Genomic DNA, 14457 nt, shown 5'->3' with positions numbered 1-14457 from the left:
ACCGTTCCGCACAACCCCTCGACACCTCTTCAGGAGACCACCATGACCACTGTCCCGTTCCCCGCCGCCACCATCACCGGCTACCCCCGGATCGGCCGCCGCCGCGAGCTGAAGAAGGCCCTGGAGGCCTACTGGGCCGGGCGCTCGACCCGCGAGGAGCTCGAGTCGGCGGCCGCCGACCTGCAGCTGGCGACCCACCGCCGGCTCGTGGAGCTGGGCCTCGGCGCCCGGGACTCGTCCCTGCCCGCGGCGTTCCCCCTCTACGACCAGGTCCTGGACACCACCGTGGCCCTCGGGGCGGTGCCGGCCCGCTTCGCCGATCTCGCCGACGCCGAGGGCCGGCTCGGCCTCGACGCGAGCTTCGTGCTGGCCCGCGGCGACGCCGGGCGCGCTCCCCTCGAGCTGACCAAGTGGTTCGACACCAACTACCACTACCTCGTGCCCGAGATCGGCCCGGAGACCCCGCTCCGCGCCACCGCCGACCGGCTCGTGGCCGACGTCCGCCGCGCCGCCGCGCACGGCTTCACCGTCCGCCCGGTCCTCGTGGGCCCGGTGTCCTTCCTCCTCCTCGCCAAGGCCGACGACGACGCCCCCGCGGGCTTCGACCCGCTGCAGCGGCTCCCCGAGCTGCTGCCCGTGTACGCGCGGCTGCTCCAGGAGCTCGCCGCCGCCGGCGCGGACTGGGTGCAGCTGGAGGAGCCGGCCCTCGTGGCGGACCAGGACGTCACCGGCGAGCAGCTCGCCTCGTCCGTGTGGGACGCCTACACGGGCCTGACCGCCGTGACCGGGCGCCCGCAGCTGTTCGTCACCACGTCCTACGGCTCCCCCGGGCCGCTGCTGCACCCGCTGGCCTGCTCCGGGGTGGAGGCCCTGCACCTCGACCTCGTCAAGGGCGCCGCCCCCACCGCCGAGGAGCTGGAGCTCTTCCGGGGCGAGGACTCCGCCGTGCTCGTGGCCGGCGCCGTGGACGGGCACAACGTGTGGCGGGCCGACCTGGCCGGCCGGCTCGACCAGCTCGCGGAGCTGGCCCGCGGGGGCGCCCAGGTGTCCGTGGCCTCCTCCACGTCCCTGTTCCACGTCCCGCACGACGTGGCCGAGGAGACCCGGCTGGACCCGCAGCTGCGGAGCTGGCTCGCCTTCGCCGACCAGAAGGTCGGCGAGATCGTCACCCTGGCCCGCGGTCTCGCCGCCGGGACGGAGGCGGTCGCGCCGGAGCTGGCCGAGGCCGCCGAGGCCCGCCGCACCCGGCAGGACGCCGCAGGGGTCCGGGACGCGGCCGTGCGCGAGCGCGCCGGGTCGCTGACCGCCGCGGACATCGGACGGTCTGCCGCGGAGGTCCGCCGGAGCGCCCAGGACGGCCGGGCCTTCACGGCCTCCGGCCCCCTGCCCCCGCTGCCCACCACCACGATCGGATCCTTCCCCCAGACCGCCGAGGTCCGTGCCGCCCGCGCCCGGCACCGCGCCGGCGCCCTGACGGACGCGCAGTACGACGCCTTCCTGCGGGAGGAGATCGAGCGGGTCGTGCGGCTGCAGGAGGAGCTGGGCCTGGACGTGCTGGTGCACGGCGAGCCGGAGCGCAACGACATGGTCCAGTACTTCGCCGAGCACCTCGACGGCTTCGCGACCACCGTCCACGGCTGGGTCCAGTCCTACGGCTCCCGCTGCACCCGCCCGTCGATCCTGTGGGGCGACGTCAGCCGGGAGGGTCCGGGCCTGCGCGGCGAGGCGTTCACGGTGCCGTGGATCGGCCACGCCCAGTCCCTCACCGACAAGCCGGTCAAGGGCATGCTGACTGGCCCGGTGACGATCCTCGCGTGGTCCTTCGTGCGCGACGACCAGCCGCTCGGCGAGACGGCGAACCAGGTGGCGCTCGCGCTGCGGGACGAGGTCGCGGACCTCGAGGCCGCCGGGATCGGGATCATCCAGGTGGACGAGCCGGCGCTGCGGGAGCTGCTGCCGCTGCGCCGCGCGGACCAGCCCGCCTACCTCGGCTGGTCGGTGGACGCGTTCCGCCTGGCCACCTCGGGGGTGCGGGACGAGACCCAGATCCACACCCACCTGTGCTACTCGGAGTTCGGCGAGGTGGTGGGGGCGATCGACGGCCTGGACGCCGACGTCACGAGCATCGAGGCGGCCCGGTCCCGGATGGAGGTGCTGACCGACCTCGAGGCCGCCGGCTTCTCCCGGGGCATCGGGCCGGGCGTGTGGGACATCCACTCCCCGCGCGTGCCCTCCCAGGAGGAGATCGAGCAGCTGCTCGAGCGGGCCCTCGAGCACGTCCCGGCGCGGACCCTGTGGGTCAACCCGGACTGCGGCCTGAAGACCCGCGGCTACGAGGAGACGAGGGCGTCGCTGGAGCACCTCGTGGCGGCGGCCCGGACGGCGCGCGAGCGGGTGGCGCAGCCCGCCGGCCGGCCGCTGATCGTCCAGCACGGCACCCGCGGCTGACCCCGGGCGCACCGGCCGACCCGCGGGAGCCCGCGTGACCACGAACGTCCGTGGTCACGCGGGCTCCCGCGGGTCAGGAGGCGGCGCCGGGGCGCGGGCCGGCGCCGCCGGCCGGGCCGGTCCGGGCGGCCAGCCGGGCGAACGGGCCGCCGGCCGCGCGCAGCTCCCGCGGCGCGCCCCGCTCGACGATGCGTCCGCCCTCGAGCACCACGACCTGGTCGGCGTTCTCGACCGTGGAGAGCCGGTGCGCGATGGTCAGGGTCGTGCGGCCGGCGGCCAGCCGGTCGAGGGCCTCCTGGACCTGCGCCTCGGTGGTGTTGTCCAGCGCGCTGGTGGCCTCGTCGAGGACCAGCACGGGCGGGTTGCGCAGCACGGTCCGGGCGATGGCCAGGCGCTGCTGCTCCCCGCCGGAGAAGCGGTGGCCGCGCGCGCCGACCACGGTGTCCAGCCCATCCGGCAGCCCGGCGACGGTGTCGGCGACGCGCGCGGCGCCCAGGGCGGCCCACAGCTCGGCGTCGGAGGCGTCCGGATCGGCCAGCAGCAGGTTCGCGCGCACCGTGGCGTGCACCAGGTAGGTCTCCTGAGAGACGACGCCCACGATCCGGGCGAGGTCCGCCGGATCGATCTCCCGCACGTCGACGCCGTCGATCGTCACCCTGCCGCGGGCGACGTCGTTGAGCCGCGGCAGCAGGGAGCCGAGGGTGCTCTTGCCCGAGCCGGTGGGTCCGACCACCGCCGTGGTGGTGCCCGCCGGCAGCACCAGGTCGAGCTCGTGCAGGACGTCGGCCCCGTCGTCGTAGGCGTGGCGCACGCCCTCGAACCGGACCTCGCCGCGCACGGCGGCCGGGTCCAGCCGGACGGGCGCGGCGGGCGGGACGATCTGCGGCTCGAGGTCGAGGTACTCGAAGATCCTGCTGAAGAAGGCCAGCGCGGACACCCACTGCACGCCGATGTTCAGCAGACCCATGACGGGCCGGAAGATGGTCCCCTGCAGGGCGGTGAATGCCACGAGGGTGCCGATGGTCATGCCGCCGCTGGTGGCCGGGAAGCCGGCGGCCAGGTAGATCACGGCGGGGATGGCGGCGAAGACGATCTGCATGGTGGCCATCCGCCAGCGCCCGGCCAGCTGACTGCGCAGCTCCAGGCCCACGAGCCGGTCGGAGCGCTCGGTGAAGCGCTCCGCGTCCCGCGCGGTGGTGCCCAGGGTCTTGGCCAGGCGGACCCCCGAGACGGACAGCCCCTCCTCCACCTGGGTGTGGAGCGCGGCGAGCTCCCGCTGGCGCTCGTCGGTGACGTCCCGGCGGATCAGGGCCACGCGGCGGGAGAGCCAGATCGCCGGCGGCAGCACCACCAGGGAGACGAGGCTCATCGCCGGGGACAGCGCCACCATGGCCACGGCCGTCGCCACGGCGGTGGTGAGGTTGGACGCCACGCCCGTGGCGGAGCTGGTGACCACGGACTGCATCCCCGCGATGTCGTGCGTGAGCCGCGACTGCACCTCCCCGCCCCGGGTCCGGGTGAAGAACCCCAGCGACTGGGCCTGCAGGTGGGTGAAGAGCTGCACGCGCAGCGCGTGCATCACCTGCTGGCCCATGGCGGTGGCCATCCAGGTCTGGACCACGCCGATCACGGAGGTGAGCGCCGCGACCCCGACCATCGAGGCGGTGAGCAGCACCAGCAGGCGGGTGTCGCCGCCCGGCAGGGCGTCGTCGATCACGCCGCGGACCAGGAACGGCTGGGCGAGGTTGACGACCGAGGACGCGGTGATGAGCACGACGACGAGCGCGATCGTGCCCCGGTGCGGGGCGAACAGCGCCGCGATCCGGCGCGGGCTGACGGGGTGCCGGGCGAGCTGCGTCCGGTCCGCGGGGTTCCGGCGCGCAGGCCGACCTCCGCCCCCGCCGCCTCCGGGGCCGGCGCCGGGCAGGACGCCCGGGCTGTCGGCCGGGGTGCCTCCGCCGTCGTGCGCCGGGGTGCGGACGCGCGCGGGGTGCTGGGTCGTCGCCATGGGATCCTCCTCGGGAACTATCAAGGAGGTTACCTCTCTATGAGGTAACCCGCAATGGGGATAGGATGACGCCATGCCCAACGACGCTCCGGATCCGGCCCGCCTGGGGGACCTGCTGCACGCCGTCTTCCGCCGGCTGCGCCGCCGGTGGGCCGAGCAGCTGGCCCCCTTCGGACTGACCCCGCACCAGTTCCGGGCGCTCGACGCCCTCGCCGGATGTGCCGGTGAGCCGGGGCACCGGCAAGGCCCGGCCGGGACCTGCCGCCACGGCGGCGGGTCCGCCAGCCTGCGGGTGAAGGACCTCGCCGAGGCCCTGCGCATCGCCCCGCGGTCCGCCACGGAGGTGGTGGACCTGCTCGAGCAGAAGGGGCTCGTGGAACGGGTCCCGGACCCGTCCGACCGGCGGGCCACACTGGTGGCGCTGACGCCCCGGGGCACCGGTCTGCGCGAGCGGGTCCGGGAGGACCGGCGCCGGGAGTCCGAGGAGTACTTCTCGCGGCTGGCCCCGGAGGACCGGGTCGAGCTGGAGCGGCTGCTCCGCCTGCTCACGGCGGACGGCCCGGCGCCGGACTGAGCCCCGGCGGGACGTCCGCCGGGACTCAGTCCAGCTGCGCGGGCAGGTCCGCGAAGGCCTCCGCCACCCCGGCGTGCCGGATCCGCCCGGCGGCCGTGTTGAGCCCGGCCGCGAACTCCGGATCGGCGGCCAGGGCCTGCTCCGGGCCGCGGGCCAGGCGCCGCAGATAGGGCGTGGTGGCGTTGGCGAGGGCCCGGGTCGCGGTGCGCGGCACGGCGCCGGGCATGTTCGCCACGCAGTAGTGGGTGATGCCGTCCACCTCGAACGTCGGGTCGTCGTAGGTGGTCGGGTGGGAGGTCTCGAAGCACCCGCCCTGGTCGATGGCGACGTCCACGAGCAGGGCGTGGTCGTGCAGCACCGCGAGGTGCTCGCGGCGCACGAGCTTGGGCGCCGCCGCCCCCGGGACGAGCACCGCCCCGATCACCACGTCCGCCCCGGAGATCTCCTCCTCGAGCACGTGCTCGTCGCTCATCAGCACGCGGGCCCGGTGCCCGAGCAGGTCGGTGAGCTCGCGGATCCGCACGCCGTTGGCGTCGAGCACCGTGACGTCGGCCATCAGCCCCGAGGCCATCAGGGCGGCCTGCGTGCCCACGACCCCGCCGCCGACCACCACGACCTTGGCCGCGGCGACGCCGGGGACCCCGCCCATCAGGAGCCCGGGGCCGCCGGCGTTGGACTGCAGGTGGTGGGCGGCGGACTGCGCGGCGAGCCGGCCCGCGATCTCGGACATCGGCTGGAGCAGGGGCAGGGTCCGGCCGGCGCGGACGGTCTCGAAGGCCACGGCGGTGGTGCCCGCCTCCAGCAGCGCCTCGGTGAGCGGGCGGTCGGCGGCCAGGTGCAGGTACGCGAAGAGCGTGAGGTCGGGGCGCAGGAAGCCGTACTCCTCGGCCACCGGCTCCTTCACCTTGACCAGCAGCTCCGCCCGCTCCCACACGGCGGACCGGTCGACCACCTCGGCCCCCGCGGCGGTGTAGGCGTCGTCGTCGAACCCGGAGCCCTCCCCCGCGCCGGTCTCCACGAGCACCTCGTGGCCGTCCCGCACGAGCTGGGTCACCCCGGCGGGCACGAGGCCCACCCGCCGCTCGGCCGGCTTGATCTCTCTGGGAACTGCTACGCGCATGGTCCGTGCTCTCCTCTCGTCGTGGCCCGCCGGCACGGGACCCGCGGCGCCGTCGCCGGCGGTCCCGCCGCCCCCTCACCGGGAGCGGACGTAGCCGGCGTTCTTGTCCACCTGGTCGACCAGCCGCTCCCCGGCCGTCCAGCGCCGGAGGTTGTCCTCGAACTGGGCGGCGAGCTCGTCCCGCCACCCCTCCACGTCCCCGCACATGTGCGCGGACACGTGCACATTGTCCATCGCCCAGAAGGGGTGGTCCCGCGGAAGGGGCTCCGTGTCGAAGACGTCCAGGGTCGCGGCGGCCGGACGCCCCGCCCGGAGGGCCTCCAGCAGCGCGTCCTCGTCCACCAGCGCGCCCCGGCCCACGTTCACGAGGTGGGCGTGCGGGGACATCGCCGCGAGCACCCGGGGGCCCACGATCCCGTGCGTCCGCCCGGTCAGCGGGGCGGCCAGCACCACGTGGTCCGCCCACCCGGCGTGCTCGGCCAGCTCGGCGGCGGGGACGACGGTCCCGAAGTCCGGGTCCTCCGTCCGCGCCGTGCGCCCGGCGCCGCGGACCTCCACCCCCACCGCCCGCAGCAGCCTGGCGGTGGCGCGGCCGATCCCCCCGGTGCCCACGACGAGGGCCGTGGAGCCCTGGGTGCGCCGCAGCTCGCGGTGCACCCACCGGTGCTCGCGCTGCAGCCGCGCGCTCCGGTGCAGCTGCTTGTCCTGGGCCAGGACCGCGGCGAGGACGAACTCGGCGATGGGCCGGTCGAAGACGCCGTGCGCGTTGGTCACCAGCACCGCCGAGGAGCGCAGCGCCGGGAACAGCACGGCGTCCACCCCGGCGGCCGCGACGTGCACCCAGCGCAGCCCCGTCGCGGCGTCCCACGCGCCGGCGAGCGCGTCCGAGAAGAAGTCCCACAGCAGCAGCACCTCCGCCGGGCGCCGCCCGCCGGTCCCCGCGAGGGCGTCGGCGAGGCCCTCGCGCGTCACCACGGTGACGTCGGCGAGGGCCCGGAGGGCCTCCTCGTTGCCGGGCGGTGGCGTGCCCTCGGCGGTCAGCACGACGACACGGGGCGGCTCGCGCACGGTGCTCATGGGGCCACCCTACGGGGGCGGTCCGATTGTTGACAATCTGCACGGGCTGTTCCCATGATGGGCCATGACCTCACTGAGTCCGCTCCTGAAGCAGGCGACCCCGGTCGTCGTCGACTCCGCCCGGGGCTGCTGGATCTCCGGCACGGACGGGCGCGAGTACCTGGACTTCACCACCGGGATCGGGGTGACCAGCACGGGCCACTGCCACCCCCGGGTGGTCGAGGCGGCCCGCGAGCAGGTCGGCCGGGTCATCCACGCCCAGTACACGACCGTGCTGCACCCCCCGCTGCTCGAGCTCACCGAGAAGCTGGGCGAGGTCCTGCCGCCGGGCCTGGACTCCGTGTTCTACGCCAACTCCGGCTCCGAGGCGGTCGAGGCCGCGGTGCGGCTGGCCCGGATGGCCACGGGCCGGCCCAACGTGGTGGTCTTCCAGGGCGGCTTCCACGGCCGCACGGTGGCCGCGGCGACCCTCACCACAGCGGGCACCCGGTTCTCCGCCGGCTTCTCCCCGCTCATGGGCGGGGTGCACATGGCCCCGTTCCCCTACGCCCACCGCTACGGGTGGGACGAGCGGACGGCGGTCGACTTCGCCCTGCGGGAGCTGGACTACCTCCTGGTGACCCGGACGGCGCCCGAGGACACCGCGGCCCTCCTGATCGAGCCCGTGCTCGGCGACGGCGGCTACCTGCCCACCCCGCCGGCCTTCCTCGAGGGGCTGCGGGAGCGGGCGGACCGGCACGGGATCCTGCTGGTGCTGGACGAGGTGCAGGCCGGGGTGGGGCGGACCGGGCGGTTCTGGGGCCACCAGTTCGCGGACGTGGTACCGGACGTGCTGATCACCGCGAAGGGCCTCGCCTCGGGCTTCCCGATCTCCGCGATCGCGGCGCCGACCGCGCTGATGGAGCGGGGCTGGCCCGGCTCGCAGGGCGGGACCTACGGCGGCAACGCCGTGGCCGCCGCGGCGGCCTGCGCCACCCTGGACGTGGTCCGCGACGAGCACCTGGTGGAGAACGCGCGGGTCCGCGGGGACCAGCTGCAGGCGGGGCTGCGGCCCCTGCAGCAGCGCTACCCCGGGATCAGCGACGTCCGCGGCCGCGGGCTGATGCAGGGCGTCGAGTTCGCGCAGGAGGACGGCTCCCCGGACGCCGCCGCCGCGCTCGCCGTGCAGCAGGCCACCACCGGCCACGGGCTGCTCACCCTGACCTGCGGGCCGGCCGGCAACGTGGTCCGGCTGATCCCCGCACTGGTGGTCTCCGAGCAGGAGATCCGCACGGGCCTCGAGCGCTTCGAGGCCGCCCTGGCCGAGGTCCTCGCCGGGGCGGCGGCGACCGCATGAGCCCCGTCCCGTCCCGCACCGCGCCCGGACGCACCGGATCCCGCCTCGGACCCCGCGCCGCACCCCGCGCCGATCCCGACCGGAAGGACACCCCGTGACCGACTCCGCCGCCCCCACCACCGCCCCCATCACCGCCTCCGAGGACGTCCTGCGCCGGTCCCGGGAGGCCGTCGCCGGGGTCAGCACCGGGGTCTTCGTCGACGGCGAGTGGACCGAGGCCGCCTCCGGGCGCCGCTTCGACGTGGTGGACCCGGCCACCGAGGAGGTCGTCGCCACGGTGGCGGACGGCGGCCCGGAGGACGCCGTCCGGGCGATCGAGGCCGCGGGGCGGGCCCAGAAGGACTGGGCCCGGACCGCGCCCCGCGAGCGCGGCGAGATCCTGCGCCGCTCCCACGACCTCATCATGGCCCGCCGGGACGAGCTCGCGCTGGTGATGTCCACGGAGATGGGCAAGCCCCTCGCCGAGGCCCGCGGGGAGGTCGCCTACGCCGCCGAGTTCTTCCGCTGGTTCTCCGAGGAGGCCGTGCGGATCGGCGGGGACATGACCCTCTCGGGGGACGGGAGGACCCGGATCCTGGTCTCCAAGGAGCCGGTGGGACCCTGCGTGCTGGTCACCCCGTGGAACTTCCCGTTGGCCATGGGCACCCGCAAGATCGGCCCGGCCGTCGCGGCCGGCTGCACGATGGTCTTCAAGCCCGCGAACCTCACGCCGCTGTCCTCCCTGGCCCTCGTGGACGTCCTGGTGGAGGCCGGACTGCCGGCGGGGGTGCTCAACGTCGTGTGCACCTCGAGGGCCTCCTCGGTGGTCGGGCCCTGGATGTCCTCGGGGATCGCCCGCAAGATCTCCTTCACCGGCTCCACCGAGGTGGGGGTGCGGCTGCTCGAGCAGGCGGCCCAGCACGTCATGCGCTCGTCCATGGAGCTGGGCGGCAACGCCCCCTTCATCGTGTTCGAGGACGCCGACCTCGACGTGGCGGTCGAGGCCGCGATGACCGCGAAGATGCGCAACATGGGCGAGGCCTGCACGGCGGCCAACCGCCTGTTCGTCCACCGCTCCGTGGCCGGGGAGTTCTCCGCACGCCTCGCGGAGCGCATGGGCTCCCTCACCGTGGGCCACGGCGTGGCCGAGGGCACCCAGGTGGGCCCCCTCGTCGAGGAGAAGGCCCTGGCCAAGGTGGAGGAGCTCGTGGACGACGCCCTGGCCCGGGGGGCGTCCGTGCTGTGCGGGGGACGCCGGGCCGGGGGCCGGGGCTGGTTCTACGCCCCCACCGTGCTGTCCGGGGTCAGCTCCGAGGCCGCGCTCATGTCCCAGGAGATCTTCGGGCCGGTGGCGCCCGTGGTGGCGTTCGACTCCGAGGAGCAGGTGCTCGGGTGGGCCAACGACACCCCGTGGGGGCTCGTGGGCTACCTCTTCACCCGCGACGTGGACCGCAGCTTCCGCGTCAGCGAGGCCCTCGAGGTCGGCATGGTCGGGATCAACACGGGGCTGGTCTCCAACCCGGCGGCGCCCTTCGGCGGGGTCAAGGCCTCGGGCCTCGGGCGCGAGGGCGGCCGCACGGGGATCGAGGAGTTCCTCGAGACGAAGTACACGGCGGTGCCCCGTGGCCGATGACACCGCGGCCGGTCCGGACGTCCGCCCCGCGCTGTTCCCCGACGCGGAGTACGCCGCCCGGCTGCGCGCGGTGCGGGGGCGGATGGCGGAGCAGGGCCTGGATGCGCTGCTGGTGACCGACCCCGCGAACCTGTTCTACCTGACGGGCTACGACGCCTGGTCCTTCTACACCCCGCAGCTGCTGTTCGTGCCGGCGGAGGGCGAGCTGCTGCTGTTCCTGCGGGAGATGGACGCCAACGGCGCGTTCCGCACGGCCCGGCTGGACCCCGGGCAGATCGTCGGCTACCCCGAGCGCTACGTGCACCGCCCGCACCTGCACCCCTTCGACTGGGTGGCCTTCGCCCTGCGCCGCCGCGGCCGGGTCGCCCCCGCCGCCCGGGGGTGCGTGGGTCTGGAGATGGACTCCCACTTCTTCTCCCCCAAGGGCTACCGCTCGCTCGTCAACGCCCTCCCGGAGTGGACCCTCGTGGACGCCTTCGACCTCGTGAACTGGGTGCGCGCCGTGAAGTCCCCGGCGGAGATCCAGTACCTGCGCACGGCCGCCCGCGTCACGACGGCCGCGATGCAGGCCGCGATCGACACGATCGAGCCCGGGGTCCCGCAGCACCTCGTCGCGGCGCAGGTGGCCCGGGCCCAGGTCGAGGGGGTCGACGACGCGTGGGGGGACTTCCCGGCCATGGTCCCGATGCTCCCCACCGGGGCCTCCGCCGACACCCCGCACCTCACGTGGTCGGACCGGGTGCTGCGGGAGGGCGACGCCGTGGTGGTGGAGCTCGCCGGGGTGCACCGGCGCTACCACGTGCCGCTGGCCCGCACGGTGATGCTCGGCCCGCCCACGGCCGAGCTGGGCCTGCTCGAGGAGGCCGTGGCCTCGGGGCTCGAGGCCGTGCTCGACGTCACCGCCGCGGGCGTCCCGGTGCGCGAGCTCGCGAGCACCTGGAACTGGGCGCTCGCGGAGTTCGGGCTCGAGAAGCCCAGCCGGCTCGGCTACTCCGTGGGCATCGGCTATCCCCCCGACTGGGGCGAGCGCACCATCAGCATCCGCTCGGAGGACGAGAGCGTGCTCGCCGAGAACATGACGTTCCACCTCATCTGCGGCATGTGGATGACCGGGTACGGCTACGAGGTCTCCGAGTCGATCCGCATCACCGCCACCGGGACGGAGGCCCTGACCTCCTTCCCCCGAGCCCTCATCAGGAAGTGATCCCATGACCACCACCGCCGCATCCCTCACCACCGTGGCCGGCCTGCGCACCGCCCCCACCGCGGGGGTGGGCGGCGACCCCGCCCGGGGCCTGCTGCCCCTGGCCCGCCGGGCGGACGGGCTCGTGGGGTCGGTCATCGACTCCTCGACGTCCCTGCTCGCCGCCCAGACCCACGACATCGTCCGCTTCGCGATGGGCGCCCCGGCCGCCGAGGTGATCCCCACGGAGCAGTTCCGGCGGATCGCCGCCGAGGTCCTCGGCGCCGGCTCGTTCACGTACGGGGCCACGGAGGGCGAGCCCGGTCTGCTCGAGACCGTCGTGGCCCACCACTCCACGACCCCGGAGCCGACCCGGCCCGAACGGCTCGTCATCACCTCCGGCGGCATGCAGGGCCTGGACCTCGCGTTCAAGCTCTTCGTGGACCCGGGCGACCTCGTGGTGGTCGAGTCCCCCACCTACACGAACGGCTCCGGCACCGCCCTCAGCTACGGCGCGGACCTGCTCGAGGTCCCGGTCGACGAGGACGGCATGGACGTGGACGCGCTCGAGACGCTGGTCGCCGAGACGGGGCGCACCCCGCGGGCGGTCTACACGATCCCGAACTTCCAGAACCCCTCCGGCACCACGCTGAGCGAGCCGCGCCGGCGGCGCCTCCTGGACCTCGCGCACCGGTGGGGGGCCGTGATCATCGACGACGACCCGTACGGGGGCCTGCGCTTCGCCGGCGAGGACGTCCCCGGCTTCCGCGAGATCAGCCCGGACGACCCGCTCGTGTTCTCGGTGCGGACCTTCTCCAAGGTCCTCGCCCCGGGGCTGCGCGTGGGGTGGGTGGACGCCGACCCGCGGCTGCGGAGGCTGCTGATCGCCGGCAAGCAGGCCATGGACACCTGCACGAACGTCCCCGGTCAGCACATCGTGGAGCGGTTCGTGCGCCAGGGCGGCTACGACGACCACCTGGCCGGCCTGCGCACGGAGTACCGGCGGCGCAAACAGGCCATGGACGCCTCGATCGCCCGTCACCTGGGCTCCCGGGTGGTCACGACCGACCCCGAGGGCGGCTTCTTCCTGTGGGTGACCCTGCAGGGCGACGACGCGGCCGTGGCCACGCCCCGGCTGTTCGAGATCGCCCTCGCCGAGGGGGTCGCCTTCATCCCCGGTCCCGCGCTGTCCCCCTCGGGCCGGTTCCAGGACGCCTTCCGGCTGTGCTTCGCCTCCACGAGCCCGGAGCGCACGGAGGTGGGCGTGCAGCGCCTGGCCCGGGCCCTGGACCTCGCCCGGGCGGAGCTGACGGGGCGGTAGCACCGGGCCGGCCCGGGACCCGGCGGCCGGGACGACCGCGCCCCGCCCGGCCGCCGGCCTCAGTCCGCCCCGGCGTCCTCGTAGGGGTAGGCGGCGATGACCTCCCGGACGCGGTCCAGGGCCGGCCCGTCCAGGCCGTGGTCCGGCAGGACGGCGGCCCACGCGTCCACGGCGACGTCCCCGTAGTTGTGCCCGTGGCCGGCCGGGACGGCCTCGCCCAGGACCATGTCCACGGCCAGCTGGAGGTAGGTCAGGAGCGGGATCCACACCATGGCGTCGCTCACGTCCGCGGCGCGCCCGCCCTCGGCCTGCGATCCCGCCAGCCACTCCGGCCGCTGCCAGATCACGGCGGGGTCCAGCCAGGTGATGGGGTCCGTGGCGTGCTGGAGGTAGGCGATCCGCGGGCGCTCCCACGGCCCGGGCACGGCGTCGAAGTCCCCCGGGACGGAGAGCCAGCGCACGGTCCGGCCCTGGTCCAGGACCGGCTGCCACACGGGGCTGCCGGGGTCGCGGCCCTCCTGCAGGCTCCGCCAGGGCTGCGCGTTGTTCGGCGGACCGGTGAACACGGCGCCGTCCGTGCGGCGGGTCATCTCCGGGACGTCGGCGAACACGGACTGCATCCCGGAGGCGCCGAGGCTCAGCCCGTACACCACCAGCCGGGGACGGTCCCCCGCCGGCATCCGCGCCCACTCGGCGTGCACGGCGTCGAACAGCGCCCGGCTCGAGGCGCGGGGCAGCTCCGGGGCGAAGAGGAAGGAGACCCAGCTGGGCTGGTAGGAGTACTGCGTGGCCACGATCGCCGTGCGCCCCGCGTTGAGGTACTCCACGGTGTCCACGGACTGGCGCTCGAGCCAGCCCGACCCGGTGGGCGCGGCGACCACCAGCACCTCCCGCTCGAAGCCGCCGGTGCGGCGCAGCTCGTCCACGGCCAGGGCGGCGCGCTCCTCGGCCGTCGCGGCCTGGTCCAGCCCCACGTAGACCCGCACCGGCTCCGCCGCGGGACGGCCCGTCACCTCCTCGATCTGCGCCGGGGTGGGCCCGCCGCCGACGAAGGCGCGGCCCTGCATGCCGAGCGCCTCCCAGCGCACCGGCGAGCCCCCGCCCGCCGAGCGCCACCGGGAGCCGGGCTCGGCCACGCCCTCGGGGGTCGTCGCGTCCAGTGCCGCGTAGACCCGGTCCGCCGCGGCCAGCACGCCGAGCACCACGAGCAGGACGGCCAGGAGGACGGCCGTGCCCGCGGCGGCCAGGGAGACGGCCGAGGCCGCGCCCGCGCCGGCGCCGCGACGGCGGGCGAGGTCGCGGGCGCGCCGCCGCACGGCGCCCAGCGCGCCCAGGAGCCCCAGTCCCGCCGCAGAGGTCAGCGCCCAGGACAGCAGGAACGGGCCCAGCCCGGCGGCGGCCCGAGGGGGCATGTCCACGTTCGCGCGGACGTCGTTCTGCCACTCGACCACCAGGGCGGACAGGGCCAGCGAGCCCAGGACCACGAGGACGGCGGCCGCCGCCCACTCCCGCACGGCGGTCCGGCGGGAGTCGCGCCCGGAGCCCCGGGCCGGTGGGAGTCCGCCGGTGCGGCGGGCGGCAGCGGCCCGGAGCACGAGCCCCACGAGCAGGACCCCCAGGCCGTGGCCGAGCGTGAAACCGACCCCGGCGAGAAAGCCCTGGAAGACGGGTGGCCGCGGCAGCAGGGAGGGCGTCACCGCCGCCACGGAGAGGCCGAGCCCGAGCACGAGGCCGATCGAGCGCGCCACGGCGGGGGCGCTGGAACCGGGGTCCATGGC

10 protein-coding genes are annotated in these 14457 nt (G+C 75.5%); 6 read left to right on the top strand and 4 right to left on the bottom strand.

Annotated features, from left to right (window positions below; translation table 11 throughout):
* The first annotated feature begins 42 nt into the window (after positions 1-42).
* Complete coding sequence (metE, locus tag EQG70_RS03290; RefSeq protein ID WP_095649821.1) at positions 43-2448, top strand: 5-methyltetrahydropteroyltriglutamate--homocysteine S-methyltransferase; 2406 nt, start codon at positions 43-45, stop codon at positions 2446-2448.
* 73 nt (positions 2449-2521) lie between these two features.
* Here the strand turns inward: metE and EQG70_RS03285 are convergent, their stop codons facing one another.
* A complete protein-coding gene (locus EQG70_RS03285) occupies positions 2522-4456 on the bottom strand; it encodes an ABC transporter ATP-binding protein (protein WP_109268542.1) in 1935 nt (644 codons plus the stop codon).
* 73 nt (positions 4457-4529) lie between these two features.
* Between EQG70_RS03285 and EQG70_RS18705 the strand changes: the two genes are divergently transcribed.
* Positions 4530-5030 (top strand): MarR family winged helix-turn-helix transcriptional regulator, encoded by a 501-nt coding sequence (locus EQG70_RS18705; protein WP_109268543.1) that lies wholly within the window; start codon positions 4530-4532, stop codon positions 5028-5030.
* A gap of 25 nt (positions 5031-5055) precedes the next feature.
* Here the strand turns inward: EQG70_RS18705 and ald are convergent, their stop codons facing one another.
* Positions 5056-6150, bottom strand: coding sequence for an alanine dehydrogenase (ald, locus tag EQG70_RS03275; protein ID WP_095649823.1), 1095 nt, complete (start codon positions 6148-6150; stop codon positions 5056-5058).
* A gap of 75 nt (positions 6151-6225) precedes the next feature.
* Positions 6226-7227 (bottom strand): D-2-hydroxyacid dehydrogenase, encoded by a 1002-nt coding sequence (locus tag EQG70_RS03270; RefSeq protein WP_035925582.1) that lies wholly within the window; start codon positions 7225-7227, stop codon positions 6226-6228.
* Positions 7228-7291: 64 nt separating this feature from the next.
* On the opposite strand from EQG70_RS03270, the gene EQG70_RS03265 reads away from it, so the two are divergent.
* The 4 genes from EQG70_RS03265 (at position 7292) to EQG70_RS03250 (ending at position 12679) form a co-directional block, all read left to right on the top strand.
* Positions 7292-8563 carry an aspartate aminotransferase family protein gene (locus EQG70_RS03265; RefSeq protein WP_035925578.1) on the top strand — a complete coding sequence of 424 codons (1272 nt, stop codon included), beginning with the start codon at positions 7292-7294 and terminating at the stop codon, positions 8561-8563.
* 148 nt (positions 8564-8711) lie between these two features.
* Positions 8712-10175, top strand: a complete 1464-nt coding sequence (locus tag EQG70_RS03260; protein ID WP_255662969.1) for an NAD-dependent succinate-semialdehyde dehydrogenase — start codon at positions 8712-8714, stop codon at positions 10173-10175.
* Entirely contained in the window at positions 10165-11379 is a 1215-nt protein-coding gene (locus EQG70_RS03255; RefSeq protein WP_109242983.1) for a M24 family metallopeptidase, read from the top strand. Before EQG70_RS03260 ends, EQG70_RS03255 begins: the two co-directional genes overlap by 11 nt.
* A 4-nt stretch (positions 11380-11383) precedes the next feature.
* A complete protein-coding gene (locus tag EQG70_RS03250; RefSeq protein ID WP_229588424.1) occupies positions 11384-12679 on the top strand; it encodes an aminotransferase-like domain-containing protein in 1296 nt (431 codons plus the stop codon).
* Positions 12680-12738: 59 nt separating this feature from the next.
* Here EQG70_RS03250 and EQG70_RS03245 read toward each other — a convergent pair whose 3' ends face one another.
* Positions 12739-14454 carry an alpha/beta-hydrolase family protein gene (locus EQG70_RS03245; RefSeq protein ID WP_109268544.1) on the bottom strand — a complete coding sequence of 572 codons (1716 nt, stop codon included), beginning with the start codon at positions 14452-14454 and terminating at the stop codon, positions 12739-12741.
* Between the last annotated feature and the right edge of the window lie 3 nt (positions 14455-14457).

Source organism: Kocuria rosea, assembly GCF_006094695.1.
In the GTDB taxonomy this organism is placed as follows: Bacteria; Actinomycetota; Actinomycetes; order Actinomycetales; family Micrococcaceae; genus Kocuria; species Kocuria rosea.
Note: the sequence above shows the minus strand (reverse complement) of the source record. Positions and strands in the feature narration are given on the sequence as shown.

Bases quoted from the DNA above. Each gene is read 5' to 3' on its own strand.
- EQG70_RS03250 (WP_229588424.1), top strand. From the start codon at position 11,384: ATGACCACCACCGCCGCATCCCTCACCACCGTGGCCGGCCTGCGCACC.
- EQG70_RS18705 (WP_109268543.1), top strand. From the start codon at position 4,530: ATGCCCAACGACGCTCCGGATCCGGCCCGCCTGGGGGACCTGCTGCAC.
- EQG70_RS03270 (WP_035925582.1), bottom strand. From the start codon at position 7,227: ATGAGCACCGTGCGCGAGCCGCCCCGTGTCGTCGTGCTGACCGCCGAG.
- metE (WP_095649821.1), top strand. From the start codon at position 43: ATGACCACTGTCCCGTTCCCCGCCGCCACCATCACCGGCTACCCCCGG.
- EQG70_RS03245 (WP_109268544.1), bottom strand. From the start codon at position 14,454: ATGGACCCCGGTTCCAGCGCCCCCGCCGTGGCGCGCTCGATCGGCCTC.
- ald (WP_095649823.1), bottom strand. From the start codon at position 6,150: ATGCGCGTAGCAGTTCCCAGAGAGATCAAGCCGGCCGAGCGGCGGGTG.
- EQG70_RS03285 (WP_109268542.1), bottom strand. From the start codon at position 4,456: ATGGCGACGACCCAGCACCCCGCGCGCGTCCGCACCCCGGCGCACGAC.
- EQG70_RS03265 (WP_035925578.1), top strand. From the start codon at position 7,292: ATGACCTCACTGAGTCCGCTCCTGAAGCAGGCGACCCCGGTCGTCGTC.